This window comes from Rhizobium sp. Nf11,1 (assembly GCF_050587665.1).
Lineage (GTDB): Bacteria > Pseudomonadota > Alphaproteobacteria > Rhizobiales > Rhizobiaceae > Rhizobium.
In genome coordinates, this window is the sequence record NZ_JBOBHU010000002.1 from 427915 (window position 1) to 444548 (window position 16634).

Sequence of the window (16634 nt, forward strand, 5' to 3'; positions counted from 1 at the left end):
CCTTTAATGCTGCTCTGGCGTTTCGGCAGCGATAAAAAATGATCCCTCGTATCAAGACTAGAGAATCGTCACTTCTTCCCGGAGCCGGCGTCTTCGAGCGGCTGCTCGAGGCGGGCTTTGCGGGTGATATCGAAACCAGCGCCGCCTCGCGCACCGTTCTTTCGACGGACAACTCGATCTATCAGGTAGAGCCGGCGGGGATCCTCTTTCCCAAGGATATCGAGGACATGAAGACCGTGATGCGGGTCCTCTCCGAAGACCCGTTCCGCGGTCTGCGCGTCGTCGCGCGCGGCGGCGGCACCGGCACCAATGGCCAATCGCTGACGGACGGCCTCGTCGTCGACTGCTCACGGCATATGAACCGGATCCTGGAGATCGATCCGGTGCGGCGTGTCGCTCGCGTCGAAGCCGGCGTCGTCAAGGACCAGCTCAATCGCGTCCTTGAGGATCATGGCCTGTTCTTCGCACCGGAACTTTCGACCTCCAATCGGGCGACGATCGGCGGCATGGTCTCGACCGATGCCTGCGGCCAGGGCTCCTGTCTCTACGGCAAAACGAGCAACCATGTGCTCGGCCTCAGGATCGTCCTGACCGACGCAACGGAGTGGTGGTCGCGTCCTCTCGACGACGTGTCTCTCGCCGAAATCAAGTCACGCGGCGACCGCGTCGGGGAGATCCATCGGACGATCGACGGCATTGCGCGCGATAAGCGCGAGCGCATCGAGGAAATTTTTCCGCGCCTGAACCGCTACATGACGGGTTATGACCTCGCGCATATCCGCCGCGAGGACGGACGCTTCGATCTCAATGCGATTATGTGCGGCTCGGAAGGCACGCTGGCGATGATCGCCGAGATCGAGCTCAATCTGTTGCCGATCCCGAAATATGCGGCGCTGGTCAATATCCGCTATGACGACTTCAACACAGCCCTCGAAGACGCAAGGTCGCTGACCGCGCTGAATGTCGCCTCAGTGGAGACGATCGACGAGAAGGTGCTTGGCCTTGCCAAGGACGACATCGTGTGGAGCGGCATCGCCCGGTTTTTTCCGGACGATCCGCGCGGCGCGGCCAACGGCATCAATATCGCTGAGGTGTCGGCCGACGAACCGATGGAGTTGGAACAGAAGCTCATGGCGGTGACGTCGGCACTGGCCGGCGCCGATGTCGTCCGCAACATCGGCCTTACGATCGCCCGGGAGAAAGCGGACGTCGAGGCGATATGGGCCATGCGCAAGCGCGCAGTCGGCCTTCTCGGCAGTGTCGAAGGCCCGGTGCGCCCGGTGGCTTTCGTCGAGGATACTGCCGTCCCTCCCGACAATCTCGCCGCCTATATCCGCGAATTCCGCGCGCTCCTCGATGCCGCGGGCGTCTCCTATGGCATGTTCGGGCATGTGGATGCGGGCGTGCTTCACGTGCGGCCGGCCCTCGACCTGACGCGGGACGACCATGTCCCGCTCATCCGGGAAATCACCGACGCGGTGGTGGCGCTTACCCGCAAGCATGGCGGCGTTCTCTGGGGAGAGCACGGCAAGGGTGTGCGGTCAGAATATGTGCCGGAATTCTTCGAGGATCTCTATCCTAGCCTTCAGCAGATCAAAAAGGCGTTCGATCCGGAGAACCGCCTCAATCCGGGCAAGATCGCCACACCCGGCGATGGCGCACTGATGAAGATCGACGAGGTTCCCTTGCGTGGAAGCGTCGACCGCATCATTGGCAACGAGATCCGCGCAGCCTTCGACAATGCGGCCTATTGCAACGGAAACGGCGCCTGTTTCGATTTCGACGAGACCAGCCCGATGTGCCCGTCCTACAAGGCAACCCGCAACCGGCTCTACTCGCCGAAAGGACGCGCCGCCTTGATGCGGGAATGGCTGCGGCTCCTCGTCGAGCAGGGCATCGATCCCCGTAAAGAAGCGGTTCGGCTCCGCAATTCCAACAAGGCGATCGGGTTCATCAGACGGGCGTTCAATTCGCTGAACCCGGCCAACCGCTCCGATTTTTCGCACGAAGTGCGGGCCGCCTTGGATACCTGCCTTGCCTGCAAGGCCTGCGCCGGTCAATGTCCCGTCAAGGTCAGCGTCCCGGCGTTCCGGTCGAAGTTCCTGAACCTCTATTACGGCCGCTACCTCAGGCCGCTGAAAGATCCGCTTGTGGCCGGCATCGAGACGACGTTGCCGCTGATGGCGCGGATTCGTCCTCTCTACAATCTCCTTTCCGGAACGGCTGCCGGCCGCGCGGCGATGAAGCTTGTCGGCCTGACCGCGCTGCCGAAGATGCCGCCGGCATCGCTGGCCGGCCTCGGCGTCCCCGTCGCCGACGCGGAGCAGATTGTGGCGATGTCTTCCGAGGCGCGCGCTCGCACCGTCGTCTTCGTTCCCGATGCCTTCACCGCGCATTTCGACCCCAAAGTGGTCGTCGCCGCCGTCGAGGTCGCCCGCAAGCTCGGCCTTGAGCCGTTGATCGCGCCGCCGCTCACCAACGGAAAGGCGCTGCATGTGCACGGTTATCTCGACCGCTTCGAAAAGGCGGCCGTCGCGACCTCGCGCTCTCTGGATCGTTTGGCGAAAACCGGCGTGCCGCTTGTCGGGCTGGACCCGTCCATGACCCTTGCTTATCGCAGCGAGTACAAGACCCTGCCGAAAGGGCCATCCCACGCATCCGTGCTGCTACCGCAGGAATGGCTCGCCGCAAACGGCAGGAACCTGGCGGAGGCGATCCGGCGGCAGGCCGGGGCGACGGTCCGGCTTCTGCCGCACTGCACCGAACGCACCAACATGCCCTCGGCGGTCGCGCAATGGAAAGCAGTCTTCCGCAGCCTCGGCATCGAGCTGCAGGTGGCCGATGCCGGCTGCTGCGGAATGGCGGGAACGTTCGGCCACGAAGTCCGCAACAGAGAGATTTCCGAAAAGCTCTATACGATGAGCTGGGCACAGATCACCGCCGGCGAGGAAGGGACCGTGGTCATGGCGAGCGGCTATTCCTGCCGGTCGCAGGTCAAGGAAATAGACCGCAGGACGATCCCCCATCCTCTGGAAGTCATCCGGGATCTGTTAGGTTGAAAACCCGGGTGCCGCAGGCAAGCAGCGAGACCGTGGAGTAGGATCGCGGTCGGTTTCGCGGCTATCCGAAACGAAGCTGCGGCGTCTCGCAGGGAAAGAGCCCGCACGCCAGTGCCGGCCTGCTGACAAACCACTGCAAAACCCGCGCCTCATCCCAGGATTTGTGCCGAGGATCTGCGCGGGCCGTCAGATGCTCGACACCAGGCCGAGCACGACGCATGGCAATGTTGAACAGCTCACCACATGAATCAAGTTCCATAATTCAGCTTATGCCAGATTCGCCTGTGGCGGCCAGGTTGAAATGTCCGCTGTTGCGCAAAGTAGAAATGTCACTTTGGGCGCGTCTTCAGCCATTTAGAGATGCGACAGGCTCGCCTCTCGATGTTCTGGTCAATGCCAACGTCAGGAGCAAGGACGATGACCTCCAGCCTGGCCGAGACCATGAGCGTTCGGAGTCGTCATATCAGGGCCAGACCGCCATGGGCCTGCTCTGACGAGGTGCGCAGGGAACGGAATCCGGGCAATCAGGTTAGTCCAAGGAAAAGCGGCCTTTCGAGCCCTGGCGACGAGGTGAACCCGAGGAGCAGGTTGTGAATGTTGTAAGTTTTCCGCGCCAGCGCCGCGATGATCCCGATCGCGCTTTCGTCAGCACCGATGCAGATGAGCGACGGCTCTATAAATTTGCCCTGCAGTACGAAATGGATGGCAAGAGCTGGGCGACCGACATCTGGGCCTATTCATCCAAAGACGCCGAAGATCGCGTGGCTGCGATGCGGCGATCGCTGACGATGTGCGGTCAGCTCTATGCCGAGGTGGAGGCCGACGCCCCGACGCCGCTCTGAGCATATGCGACGCGGCTATTGCCAATCGTCTCCCGTCATCGGCTGTCGACAGCGCCGCTCGTCACTTTGCCGACTCGGCTGGAACAGTTTGTTTCTCGAAGAGTTTGGATCGCAAAATATCTGTCGGGGATTCTCCTTCGACAATATCGGGAGGCAAAAATGTCAGCGCGATCGAAACATCCGCCAACTATCGGCGAGAGCACGCATGCGGCTGGCGGATGGGCGGCGGCGCGATCGCTTGGAGAAATTCTTCTCCGCGAACACGTCCCCCGATCGGGGCCGTCACTGCTTTCCCATCACAACAAACCAGACGGCTACATGTGTGTCAGTTGCGCCTGGGCCAAGCCTGCAAAACCGCATGCGATGGAATTTTGCGAAAACGGCGCAAAGGCGACCGCCTGGGAGGTCACTTCCCGCCGCGCCGACCGCGCCTTCTTCGCCGCCCATACATTGCATGAGCTGGAGCAATGGAGCGATCACGATCTCGAAGAACAAGGTCGCCTGACCCATCCGATGCGGTGGAACCGCTCGACCGACAAATACGAGCCGGTGGACTGGAACGATGCATTCGCAGAAATCGGCGGGGAGCTGCGGTCAATTCCTCCGCGTGAGGTTGATTTCTATACGTCCGGGCGCGCCTCCCTCGAAACCTCTTACATGTATCAGCTTTTTGCCCGCATCTTCGGCAGCAATAACCTGCCCGATTCTTCCAACATGTGTCACGAAAGCTCCTCGGTCGGCCTGCCGGAAAGCATCGGAGCCTCCGTCGGCACGGCAATCCTGTCCGATTTCCAGAACTGCGATTGCATTTTCTACATGGCGCAGAACGTCGCCACCTCTTCCCCGCGGATGCTGCATGACTTGCAGGATGCCGTCGACCGGGGCGTGAAAATCGTCACCTTCAATCTGTTGCGCGAACCGGGCCTCGAACGTTTCACCAACCCGCAAATGCCGAGCCAGATGCTGACCGGCCGGTCGACGCCGATTTCGTCGGAATATTATCAGGTGAAGAACGGAGGCGACATTGCGGCCCTCTTCGGCGTCTGCAAAGCCTTGATCGAAGCCGACGATGCAATGAAGGAAATGGGGATGAGCAAGGTTTCCGGCTCCGATGCCGTGCCCCATAAACCGGATAATGCCGCGTCGGTGGCGTTCGCCGCTTCCATTGCGGCGGCCGATAAAAAGCATGTTCTCGACCACGATTTCATCAACACGCATACATCGGGTTTCGAGGAGTTTGCCGAAGCCGCCCGCCGATATGACTGGGCCGAACTGGAACGTGTTTCCGGCTTGACCCGCGAGCAGATGATCCAGGCAGCCCGCACCTATGCCCATTCGGAGGCGGTGCTGATGGTCTATGGCATGGGTCTGACGCAGCATGTGATGGGTGTCCAGAACGTTCATATGGTCGCCAATCTCGCGCTGCTGCGCGGCAATATCGGCAAGCCGGGCGCCAATATCTGCGCCGTGCGCGGCCACTCGAACGTGCAGGGCCAGCGCACGGTCGGGATAACGGAAAAGCCGGACCTCGTGCCGCTCGACAAACTGGCGCAACTCTACCAGTTCGAACCGCCACAATGGGAAGGACGCTCAACCGTCGACACCTGCAAGGCGATCATGGAGGGCGAGGCCAAAGCCTTCGTCAGCCTCGGCGGCAACTTCCTGCGCGCCGTCCCGGAAACGGAAGCGATGGAGGAGGCCTGGCGCAAACTCCGCCTGACCGTACAGATCGCGACGAAGCTCAATCGCAGCCACGTCATCCATGGCGAAATCGCCTATCTCCTTCCCTGTCTCGGCCGTATCGAAGTCGATGAACAAGCGAGCGGTCCGCAAGCCGTCTCCATAGAAAGTTCCGTGGCGCATTTCCATGGCTCGCGCGGCAAGGCGAAGCCCGCAAGCGAGGAGCTTCTGTCGGAGCCCGCCATCATCGCCGGCATCGCCAAGGCGACGCTGGCGAAGGGTCGAGTCCCGTGGGACGAATGGGTCGGCGATTATTCGAAGATCCGCGATGCGATCGAAGCGACCTATCCCGAGACGTTCAGGGATTTCAACAAACGCATGTTTCAACCTGGCGGCATTCCGAGACCCGTGCCGGCCAGGGAACGCAAATGGACGACGCCCAACCAGAAAGCCAATTTCATCACGCCGCCGCGGCTCTTCCCCGAACTTGACATCGGTCCGGGCGCCACAGAGGTTCTCAACCTCGCCACGTTACGCTCCAACGACCAGTTCAACACGACCATCTACGGTTACGGCGATCGCTATCGCGGCGTGAAGGGATCGCGAAAGGTGGTATTCATGAACGAAGAGGATATTGGCAGACTGGGCTTCAAGGAAGGCGATTTCGTCGATCTGACGACCGCCATCGATGTCGCCACAACGCGCCGCGTCACCGGCTTCAAGGTTGCTCGGCACGCAATTCCGGCCGGGTGCTGTGCGGCTTATTACCCTGAGGCGAACCCGCTCTTTCCGCTGGCGCATCACGACGCCAAGGCCAAGACCCCGTCTTACAAGATGTTGCCGGTGCGGCTCAGTCTCTCGGCCCTGTCGTCGCGGTCCTGACCCGGGTCCCGGCAATGCGCGAAAGCAAGCAGGTCCCCTGGTCGGCGGCAGTATCGCTTCTCACGATGGCAGCCGTCTGGGCCGCCATCGCCTGGGCAAGCCAACCGCGCTTGCGTCGCGCCCATCCCGCCGAGACGTCCGGTCCCACTCGCTTCCCTTTGCTTGCCGATAGCGCCGTCAAGAAGGACGGCACCTGGTTGGTCTCGATAGTGCTGCTCTGTATGTTCGTGATCGGAGCCACGATCGGCTGGGCAAGACATCCAAGGCAATATCGTGCCGATCCACCGGTCACATCGTCTCTCGATGAGTTCCGGCTGATGCCGGACAGGATCGGCGGCACACCACCCGACGTCTATTTCGCGCTTGGTAAGCCCTATGAGAGCACCGCCTATGATCTGAGCCAGGGCAAGCGCCTTTATTCCTGGTTCGGCTGCCCTACTTGCCATGGAGACGGACGAGGCGGGACCGGCCCTTCGTTTCTTGACGGCTGGTGGTTTTATGGCTCGGAAATGGTATCGGTCGTGGCATCCATTCGCGACGGACGGCCTCACGGCATGCCTGCCTTCGCGAACAAAATGACGAGCGACGAGATCTGGCAGCTCGCCGGCTATGTCAGGACGATCGGCGCCTATTCGGCCCTCTATACCGCGCCAAGCCGCAACGACGACAAGCATACAAGACCGGCCGAGAACCGTGCGCCGGCCGCAACTCTTTTCGAGGAAGGGCCGGTGGGCGTCCGCTCCGATCGAGGTGTCCGGCCTTGAAGACCGCCCCGGCATGCACCCTGTTTCTGTCCGGCTGCGCTGCGGGCACGCAATCGGCACTGAATGCGGACGGACCCGCCGCTTCGGAACTAAGAAGCCTGATATTGCTGTTTGTCGCCGTCTGCGGCGTCGTCTTCGTGCTTGTCATGAGCGGCGTGGTATGGGCGCTGGTTCGCAGGAAAAACCAGATCCCCGGCGAACCGCAAGCCGAGCGTTCCATGGCAAGGGTCGTTGCCGGCGCAATCGTTATGACCGTCCTGGTCGTAAGCTTCCTGACGATCACCAGCTTCTACGCAACCAATGGCGTCGACCGCGGCCGGGACAATTCGCCGACCATCGCCGTTCGCGGGCAGCAGTGGTGGTGGCAGTTCACCTATCTCCATGCGGATCCCGCCAGGACGTTCCAGACCGCCAACGAGCTGCATATCCCCGTGGGAACCGATGTCCGGCTGCGCCTGGACTCGACTGATGTCATTCATTCCTTCTGGGTGCCGAACCTGACGGGAAAGCAGGATCTGGTCCCCGGCCGCGACAACCGGCTGACGCTGCATGCCAGCAAAGCCGGCATCTATCGCGGCCAATGCGCCGAATTCTGCGGCCTGCAGCACAGCCACATGGCGCTGTTGGTGATCGCCGAGGAGCCCGAGGACTATGCCAGATGGCTGGAGCTGCAGAGAAAGACGGCAGCCGCGCCGGCCGACGGTGACGCCGCTACGGGAAAGCTCGTGTTCATGAGCAAGCCTTGCGCCGCCTGCCACACCATCCGCGGCACCGAGGCATCGGGCACCTCCGGGCCTGACCTCACCCATGTCGGCAGCCGCAGCATGATTGCGGCGGGGCTGTTGGAGAATACCCGAGGATCGGTTGCGGCATGGATTGCCGACCCGCAAACGCTGAAGCCGGGCAACAACATGCCGTTGGTCCCCCTCACCGGCGAAGAGCTGCGACAGGTGAGCGCCTATATGAGTGGTCTGCGATGACGGTCGGCGGCAGAACCCCTTCCCCCGCCGACCTGGCTGCCGGCTGTCCCGAGGCGGAAGCCTTCCTCAGGCGCACATGGTCGACGCCGCCTGGATTATTAGCAGCGCTCTCCACGGTCGATCACAAGATCATCGGCAGACGCTATATCGCGACAGCCTTTGTCTTTCTCATCCTCGGCGGCGTGCTTGCACTGGCGATGCGCCTCCAGCTTGCTTTCCCCGAGGCCCGCTTCATCAGCGCGGACCGGTACAATCAGATCTTCACCGTGCACGGGACCAACATGATGTTCCTGTTTGCGGTGCCGGTCATGGAGGCGATGGCGGTCTATCTCGTTCCTCTGATGGTCGGAACCCGCAACATCGCCTTTCCCAGGCTGAACGCCTTCTCCTACTGGATCTATCTCGCCGGAGGGCTGCTGCTGTGGATCTCCCTCGCCCTCGATACTGCCCCCGATGTCGGCTGGTTCTCCTACGTGCCTCTGGCCGGCCCGCAATATGGCGCTGGGAAACGGGCAGACCTCTGGGCACAGATGATCACCTTCACCGAGGTCTCCGCCCTCGCCGTTGCCGTCGAAATAGTCGTGACCGTTTTCAAGCTGCGGGCACCCGGCATGTCGCTTGATCGAATCCCCGTCTTCGTCTGGTCGATGCTGGTCACCGCCTTTCTCGTCATCCTGGCCATGCCGGCAATCATGTTCGCCAGTTCGTCGCTCATTCTCGACCGGCTGGTCGGCACCCAGTTCTATAATCCCGCGGAAGGGGGCGATGTGCTTCTCTGGCAGCACCTGTTCTGGTTCTTCGGTCATCCCGAGGTCTACATCATCTTTCTTCCGGCAGTCGGCATCGTCTCCGCCATGATCTCCACCTTCACGCGGCGTCCTGTCTTCGGCTATATGCCGCTGGTGCTGGCAATGATCGCCACCGGAATTCTCTCCTTCGGCCTGTGGGTGCACCACATGTTCGTGGCCGGCCTGCCGCGGCTGGGGAGCAGCTTTTTCACCGCCTCGAGCATGGCAATCGCCATTCCCGCCGGAACCCAGATCTTTTGCTGGCTGGCAACGCTGTGGGATGGCCGTCCGGTGTTCAAGACACCGCTGCTTTTCATCATCGGCTTTCTCATCACCTTCGTCATCGGCGGCCTGACCGGCGTCATGGTGGCGTCGGTGCCGCTCGATACCCAGGTCCACGACACCTATTTTGTCGTCGCCCATTTCCATTATGTGCTGATCGGCGGCTCCGTCTTCCCGCTGATCGGCGCGATCTATTACTGGTTCCCGAAGATGACCGGCCGGATGATGAGCGAAAGGCTCGGCCGTTGGGCCTTCGGCCTGATCTTCACCGGCTTCCACCTGACTTTCTTCCCCATGCACATCCTGGGCCTCCAAGGCATGCCGAGGCGGGTCTACACCTATCCGCCCGAGCTGCCCTGGGCTGGCCTGAACCTGTTCGTCAGCCTCAGCGCCTTCATCCTGGCCGCCGGCTTCCTCGTCTTCTTCATCGATGCCCTGCGCAGTTTCCGCCACGGCCGGCCGGCCGGCCCCAATCCCTGGAACGCCTCGACATTGGAATGGGCCGTAGCTTCGCCCCCTCCCCCCTACAATTTTCGGCATATTCCCGTAGTCGAATCGCGCGAACCGCTCTGGACATCCGGCGAGACGTTGCCGGTGGCGACCGGACTTCGGATCGATCGGCGGGAACTGATCGTCAGCAGCGTCACATCAGGCGAGCCGGAAGCGCGGGAGTCCTCGCCAGCCGATTCCATCTGGCCATTTCTGGCCGCCATTGCCACGAGCATTATGCTGATCGGCTCGATCTTCAGCCCGTGGGCCGTCGTCTGGGGAGCCGTGCCGGTGGCAATCACTCTGACGGGATGGTTCTGGCCCAAGCAAACGCCGGAGGACGAGTCATGAAGGAGCGCGTGGTCACCGATCTGTCGAAGCTTCCCCTGCACGGCCTGGGCAGTGCGAGCCTGACGTTCTGGGGCACCAGTGCCTTCATGCTGATCGAAGGCATGGGATTCGCCTTGGCGATTGTCGTCTACTTCTATCTCATGAGCCTGGCGCCGCGTTGGCCGATCGAAGCCCCTGCCCCGGATCTTCTTCCCGGCACAATTCTCACCCTGCTGCTTCTCGTCAGCATCGTGCCGAATATGCTCGTCGCGCGGTGGGCAAAGCACAGGGATCTCCCCAAGGTGCGCGCGGGACTGATCGTCATGGCGCTTCTCGGAGCGGCACCCCTCATACCCCGCGCCTACGAATTCCCTGCCCTTCACATCGGCTGGGACGATGATGCCTATGGATCGATCGTCTGGACCATGCTCGGCCTGCACGCAACCCACATCATCACCGACCTCGTCGATACCGTCGTTCTCGCCTGCCTGATGTTTTCGAAGCATGGCGACAATGCGCGGCGCTACGGCGATGTCGAAGACAACGCGCTCTACTGGAACTTTGTCGTCCTCGCCTGGCTTCCTCTCTACGGATGCATCTATTGGGTGCCGCGGCTATGAGAACAGCAACCACAATCGCTTTTTTTCTTATGGCGACACCGGGATTGGCACATGACGGCCATGCCCATTCGAGTTCCTTCCCATGGACGGCCGATCCCTGGATAATCGCGCCGCTCGCAGTCTGCGCAGCCCTCTCTGCAAGCGGAAGCGTTTGCTTGATGTCGCGATCATCCACGGGCCGCCGCGTCGTCGCGCAGCGGCTTTTGGCCTATTGGGCGGGCTGGCTGGTGCTTGCCGGAGCGCTTGTCTCTCCCCTGCATTGGCTGGGAGAGCAGCTTTTCACCGTCCATATGATCGAACATGAGCTGGTCATGGCGGTTGCCGCGCCGCTCATCGTATCGGCACGCCCGTCGGCGGTGTTGCTCTGGGGGTTGCCTAGGATCGTCAGGCGCCGGGCAGGACAGATGCTCGCCTCGAGCATCGTCCGCAGGAGCTGGACGTTGCTGAGCAACGGCACTGTCGCGACGCTGCTGCACGGGGCGGCAATCTGGGCATGGCACGCGCCTGTTCTGTTCGACGCCGCGATCGAAAGCACGCCGCTCCATCGTCTGCAGCATCTTTCCTTTTTCTTAAGTGCCGTCCTGTTCTGGTGGTCCGTCATCTGGAAGACGAACAGGGGGCTGGCGGTCTGGCATCTCTTCCTGACCATGCTCCATATGAGCATTCTCGGGGCCCTCCTCGCCCTGTCACCGAACGTGCTCTACGCCGTGCAGACCCGATCGTCTGGGGCTTGGGGGCTGTCGCCGCTCGAAGACCAGCAGATGGCAGGCCTGGTAATGTGGGTTCCCGCCGGCGTCATCTATGCCGCGATTGCGCTGGCGCTGACGGCTTTGTGGATCAGGGATTCCGGAAAGGGAGGCGCAGATGGAACACGTATCGTCGCCCCATAATTCCCTTCGCCCCGCTTTGCTGATTGCCGCCTGCTTGGTGAGCCTGACGGCGGCATTGACCTTGACCGACATCTACCGGCAGCGATCCGAAAGGCAAGCTGTTGCCGTCGCCATGACAAAAGGAGACCCGGCGCGGGCGCCGGCGATTTTTCGCCGATATGGCTGCGCCGGATGTCACACCATTCCAGGCATCGAGGGCGCCGACGGCAAGGTCGGCGGCGATCTCTCCGGTCTGCGCGAGCGGGTCTACATTGCCGGCGTGCTCAACAATTCCTCCGACAACCTCATCGGCTGGATTGTCGCGCCGCAGGCCCATTCGCCAAGAACGGCGATGCCGGCCACCGGAATATCCGAACAGGAGGCCCGCGATGTCGCAGCCTATCTCTATGCTCGCTAAGAAAAACGGGTGTCCGTTCAGACCGCCTTCAACAGTTACTCGGACCATAGCAACGGCGCCAGTATCCAAACGTTGATAATAAGCGCATGATCACCTTTAGGTGCGTGCCGTCCGGAAGTCTGAAGTCATGACATGCATCAAAACAAAAACTAAAGCGCGTGGCATGAATCAATCTGCGCGACGCGCTTTAGAAGGAGGTCGACGTGGACCGCGCGATTGTGAAGAAGCATTTGGAACAGGCGCGAGAACATGTCGCCCTGGGAGGACTGCACGTCGCTCGGCAGCGCGAGATCGTTGCTGAGCTGATCCACCGCGGCGCCGACGTGACGGAAGCAATTCGGCTTTTGACCAATTTTGAGGAGTCGCAGGACATGCATGTGGCGCACCTTGAGAGGCTTAAGGCAGAGTTGCTAGAATGTGACGAGAAGCAAACAGGCCGGCAGATCCGAAGATAGTTCGGCCCCGTGACGGGCGAGAGTTTTACGCTGTTCTTTTAGCTATGCCCGCTGACCCCGAAAACAGCTGCGGTAGACGCACGGCCATCAGCCTATAGCTTGACACGGTTCAGGGGCTTTGTCTCAGCTCTCCCGGAGAGAACTCCTCCATCAGCCAAAATCTGTCCTCTCGCACGACTAAGCATCGACGCCTTATCCTTCAGCCGTTCGCCTCGTCCTCGAGCAGATTGCTGACGGAAATGGGAATTGCGATCGAGCAACTGATTCCATCCTCTCCAAATGTGTAGGAGGTTTTTGCATCGAGCTGGTAGGGCAGCGCGCGCTCGATCAGTTCACGGCCTTGGCCGCCCCCTTGCGGTCTGGAATCTTCGGGCGGCATCGTCACCCCGTTCTCCCGCCAGTCCACATGCAGCCACGGCTTGCCACCTTCACCGTCTTGTTCCACGCGCCACATGATCGACAGTTGCGCTCGAGGCTGGCTAAGCGCCCCATATTTGACGGCATTGGTGGCCAACTCATGCATTGCCAAAGCCATAGTCTGGACGCTGGTCGAGCGAAGCCTGACGCCTTCCGCGCCATCCAGGGTGATCCGGTCCATCTGGCCGTCCAGTGCGCCGTGAGCCGCCAGTTCGGAGCGGACAAGCTGATCGAACGTGATGCGCTCACCCTCCTGCAGCCGCGAGAGTAGGCTTTGCACACGCGCCAGCACATCCAGACGGCTGCAAAATTTTTCGTTGAAATCGGCAAGATCAACGCTGTTTCGCATGGTCTTATCAGCCATCGAGCGGACAACGGCCATGAGGTTGCGCGTGCGGTGCTGAAGCTCTGCGACGAGTACCTTCATGCGGTCGGCAGAGGCTTTTTCGTCGGTGATGTCGCGGCCGATACCGCCGATCTGTTTGACGTTCCCCTCCTCTCCGAAAAGTGGGAAATCGGCGTTGCGCAACCAGCGAATTTCATGGTCCGATGCCCGCCTGATGCGGTACTCGAATTCCACGCGTTCCCCCTCTCGCACTCGGCGGATTTCGGAAAGCGCCTGTTCGCGATCTTCGGGAATGATCAGTTCGGCCCAGCTGCGGAAATTGTTGCCGGTCATGGCCTGCTCCCGGTCGACACCGTAGATGGTCTCGAAAGCCGGCGTCAGATAGACCCATTGCAGCGTCTCCGCGTCTCGGATCCACAAAACGTCGGAAGAGGCTTCGCCGAACAGGCGGAACTGCTCTTCGCCCTGCCGCACAGCTGCTTGCGCCTGTTTTCGCGCCGAGATGTCGATGCAGAACTCGGCGATCGTACCATCGCCAAGATCACGCCCGGCGAACAACATCCAGCGGCGCGTGCCGTCGGCGAGGAAAAACTCCTTTTCATACGGCCCGATCTTGCCGGTCTCCTTCAGAGCCTCCATCTGGGCTTCGGTCTCGGCGAGATGCTCCTCCGGAGTCAGCCGACGCCAGTGCAGCTCGCCGCGTTCCATCTGCGAGCGGCTGTAGCCGGACATCTTCAGGAAAACCTCGTTGGCGTCGAATATGACGCCATCCCGATGAAGAAAAATCACGCCGACCGCGTCCGTCTCCAGGACGCGCTGCAGGCGCTCCTCGCTCCGTCGAAGCGCCACCTCCGCCTCGTAAGTGGCGGTCAAATCGGTAAACGTAACAACAGCTCCGCTGATATAGTTGTCGACACTACGATAAGGCAGGACGCGCGCGGCGTAATGCCGGTTGTTCGTCGGGTCGCTGACCTTTCGGTCGACAGGCACCAGCGTTCTAAGAACGAGACGAACATCGTCCAGGAGCTCCGGATATGCGACGCGCGAGACGACGTGGTCCAAAGGCCGCCCGACATCGGTTTCAAGCAGATGGAATATTTCCGTCGCCGCCGGCGTGAAGCTCCTGACGCGCAGATCGTTGTCGAGGAACACGGTGGCGATCTGCGTCGCTTCGAGAAGGTTCTTCAGATCGGAATTCGTGCGATCGAGTTCGGTAACGCGATGGGCAAGCTCACCATTGACGGTCTGCAGCTCCTCGTTCACCGACTGCAATTCTTCCTTAGAGGTTTCCATCTCCTCGTTGGCTGACTGCAGTTCTTCATTGATCGACTGATATTCTTCGTTGGAAGATTTGAGCTCCTCATTGGTCGATTCGAGCTCCTCGATCGTTGCCTGAAGACGGTCACGGGTGACGCGCAGATCGGTCTCCAGACGCTGGACATGCTCTTCGTTCGTCAGCCTTCCTCCGTCAGGAGCCGTCCCTTCGGCTACCTGCCCGGCATCCTGAAAAAGCACGATCAGCGAGGTGACATCGCCGCTTCCGAGGGGTTCGACAATGATGTTGACGGCGTAGGTGCGATCATCCTGGCGCAGCAGGACCCTTGGAACTTCGACCTTGACCGCCTCGGTCGTGGCACGCTGCAAGGCCGATCGCATGTCGAGCCGCAGATCTCGGTGGGCAAGGCTCAGGAGATTGAGGGTCGCAGTCCCCGAAGCCGGTTCGAGGTAGCGGCCCGTGCGTCCCGAAAAGTGCAGCACGTCATAATGTGAATCGACGACGACATAGGCCGGTGCGAATCGCTCTGCGACGACCTCTGCCTGGCGGCTGATCGTGGCCGACAGCCGGCCGGTCTGCAGCATCGGCGCCGGCGCCGAAAGCGCATGGTCGGGGCTTCGAGGGCGTGGGGTGAGCGGGAAGTCCGGAATGATCCGCGTTGCCGTCTCCACCCTCCGAAACAGCCGGTTCCTTCGGTCCACAGGCGCGAAAAGCTTGGTGTGGCGGGTAACGTTTTCCGAAGAACCCAGAAAGAGGATACCACTCGGCCTGAGGGCGAAGTGAAAGATCGGGATGACCCGGTTCTGCAGCTCGCTGTCGAGATAGATCAGCAGGTTCCTGCAGGAGAGGATGTCGATTCGAGAGAATGGCGCATCCTTGACGATGTTGTGCGGGGAGAAGATGCACATTTCCCGCAGTTCCTTGACGACGCAATAGGTGTCACCCTCACGCACGAACCATCGGGCAAGCCGGTCCGGCTGGAGCTGGGAGGTTATCGCTGCGGAATAACGTCCGGCACGCGCAATCCCCAGCGCGCGTGCATCGAGATCTGTCGCGAAGATCTGCACGTCGGGAGGGTAATCCATTGTCGCCATATGCTCGCGCAGCAGCATCGCGATCGAATAGGCTTCCTCCCCGGTCGCGCAGCCCAGCACCCAGACGCGCAGCTGATCACCAGGTTCCTTGCCCTCGAACAGCCTAGGAATTTCACGCTCCAGCGCTTCGAATTCGGCGGGATCTCTGAAAAACTGGGTAACGCCGATCAGCAGGTCCTGAAAGAGGTTTTGAACTTCGTCGCGGCTGGCGCGCAGCCGCTCGATGTAGGTATCGATATCGCCGATTTGCAGCACCTGCATACGGCGCTGAACGCGCCGCGTGAAGGTGCCGCGCTTGTATCCGTGGAAGTCATGGCTGGTGACATTACGAAGAACCGTGGCAATCTGCGTGATCTGTGCCTCGATAGCGCTCGGAGGCTCCTCATCCAGGCCCGCGTCTTCCTCCTCGAGGACATTGCCGGCATAAAGCGCGATGTGGGCTGCGATGCCCTTCGCCGGCAGTCGCAAGTCAGCGATTGCCAACGCCCCTCCCTCCTCAGCAGATTGAGCGTCGCCGTCGTCTATCTCCGTGATCGACAGACCGCCGAATTTCTTGGTTGCCGCCACCCCGGCAATGCCGTCATTGTCGAGACCCGCCAGAACCACAGCGATCGCGCGCTCATGGGCATGTTCTGCCAGCGAGATCAACATCGTGTCGACCGTGCCACGATGGCCGACGGGTTCCGAGGCAGGCCTAATGCGGATATGACCGTCCTCGACGGTCATCATATCGTCGGAGCCGCCGACGTAGATATGGTTCGGAAGGATCCGCTCTCCGTCCATCGCGACCGTCACCGCCAGTCGTTGTTGCTGTCCCAGAATTTCAAGGACGGCAGCTGCGGTGAGCCCCTCCTCCTGGCGTACCGCCACGAGATAGGATGCGCCGAGGTCGACGCCGATGTCGGAGAATATCTGCTCGAGCGAATGAAGTGAGCGAGCGCACACCGCTATGCCGACGATCACGAGAGGCTGTTCGTGCTGATCCCGCTCAGCCGCGCCTGCCTGTTGCTCCATGTCTTCCCGTTCGTCGTACGCCATCGTCG

The 16634-nt window shown here is 61.2% G+C and carries 11 protein-coding genes; 10 read left to right on the forward strand and 1 reads right to left on the reverse strand.

Features of this window, described 5'->3' with window-relative positions:
• Positions 1-38: 38 nt before the first annotated feature.
• The 10 genes from ydiJ to ACQ7C1_RS04975 all read left to right on the forward strand — a co-directional run bounded on the left by ydiJ (position 39) and on the right by ACQ7C1_RS04975 (position 12458).
• Entirely contained in the window at positions 39-3059 is a 3021-nt protein-coding gene (gene ydiJ, locus ACQ7C1_RS04930) for a D-2-hydroxyglutarate dehydrogenase YdiJ (RefSeq protein WP_430957526.1), read from the forward strand.
• 590 nt (positions 3060-3649) lie between these two features.
• A complete protein-coding gene (locus tag ACQ7C1_RS04935; protein ID WP_221157404.1) occupies positions 3650-3901 on the forward strand; it encodes a hypothetical protein in 252 nt (83 codons plus the stop codon).
• Positions 3902-4060: 159 nt separating this feature from the next.
• On the forward strand, positions 4061-6463 hold the full coding sequence (locus ACQ7C1_RS04940; protein ID WP_183704248.1) for an FdhF/YdeP family oxidoreductase: 2403 nt from the start codon (positions 4061-4063) through the stop codon (positions 6461-6463).
• A gap of 14 nt (positions 6464-6477) precedes the next feature.
• Positions 6478-7227 carry a c-type cytochrome gene (locus ACQ7C1_RS04945; RefSeq protein WP_430957527.1) on the forward strand — a complete coding sequence of 250 codons (750 nt, stop codon included), beginning with the start codon at positions 6478-6480 and terminating at the stop codon, positions 7225-7227.
• Entirely contained in the window at positions 7224-8207 is a 984-nt protein-coding gene (gene coxB / locus ACQ7C1_RS04950) for a cytochrome c oxidase subunit II (protein WP_430957528.1), read from the forward strand. Before ACQ7C1_RS04945 ends, coxB begins: the two co-directional genes overlap by 4 nt.
• Entirely contained in the window at positions 8204-10117 is a 1914-nt protein-coding gene (gene ctaD, locus ACQ7C1_RS04955) for a cytochrome c oxidase subunit I (RefSeq protein ID WP_221114000.1), read from the forward strand. Before coxB ends, ctaD begins: the two co-directional genes overlap by 4 nt.
• Positions 10114-10716, forward strand: coding sequence for a cytochrome c oxidase subunit 3 (locus ACQ7C1_RS04960; RefSeq protein WP_097599697.1), 603 nt, complete (start codon positions 10114-10116; stop codon positions 10714-10716). Before ctaD ends, ACQ7C1_RS04960 begins: the two co-directional genes overlap by 4 nt.
• Positions 10713-11606 (forward strand): cytochrome c oxidase assembly protein, encoded by an 894-nt coding sequence (locus ACQ7C1_RS04965; protein WP_430957529.1) that lies wholly within the window; start codon positions 10713-10715, stop codon positions 11604-11606. The genes ACQ7C1_RS04960 and ACQ7C1_RS04965 overlap by 4 nt, the downstream gene beginning before the upstream one ends.
• A complete protein-coding gene (locus tag ACQ7C1_RS04970) occupies positions 11581-12003 on the forward strand; it encodes a c-type cytochrome (RefSeq protein ID WP_430957530.1) in 423 nt (140 codons plus the stop codon). Before ACQ7C1_RS04965 ends, ACQ7C1_RS04970 begins: the two co-directional genes overlap by 26 nt.
• Positions 12004-12206: 203 nt before the next feature.
• Positions 12207-12458 carry a hypothetical protein gene (locus ACQ7C1_RS04975; RefSeq protein ID WP_430957531.1) on the forward strand — a complete coding sequence of 84 codons (252 nt, stop codon included), beginning with the start codon at positions 12207-12209 and terminating at the stop codon, positions 12456-12458.
• A gap of 199 nt (positions 12459-12657) precedes the next feature.
• On the opposite strand, the gene ACQ7C1_RS04980 is transcribed toward ACQ7C1_RS04975, so the two are convergent.
• Positions 12658-16629 carry a CheR family methyltransferase gene (locus ACQ7C1_RS04980; protein ID WP_430957532.1) on the reverse strand — a complete coding sequence of 1324 codons (3972 nt, stop codon included), beginning with the start codon at positions 16627-16629 and terminating at the stop codon, positions 12658-12660.
• Positions 16630-16634: the final 5 nt, after the last annotated feature.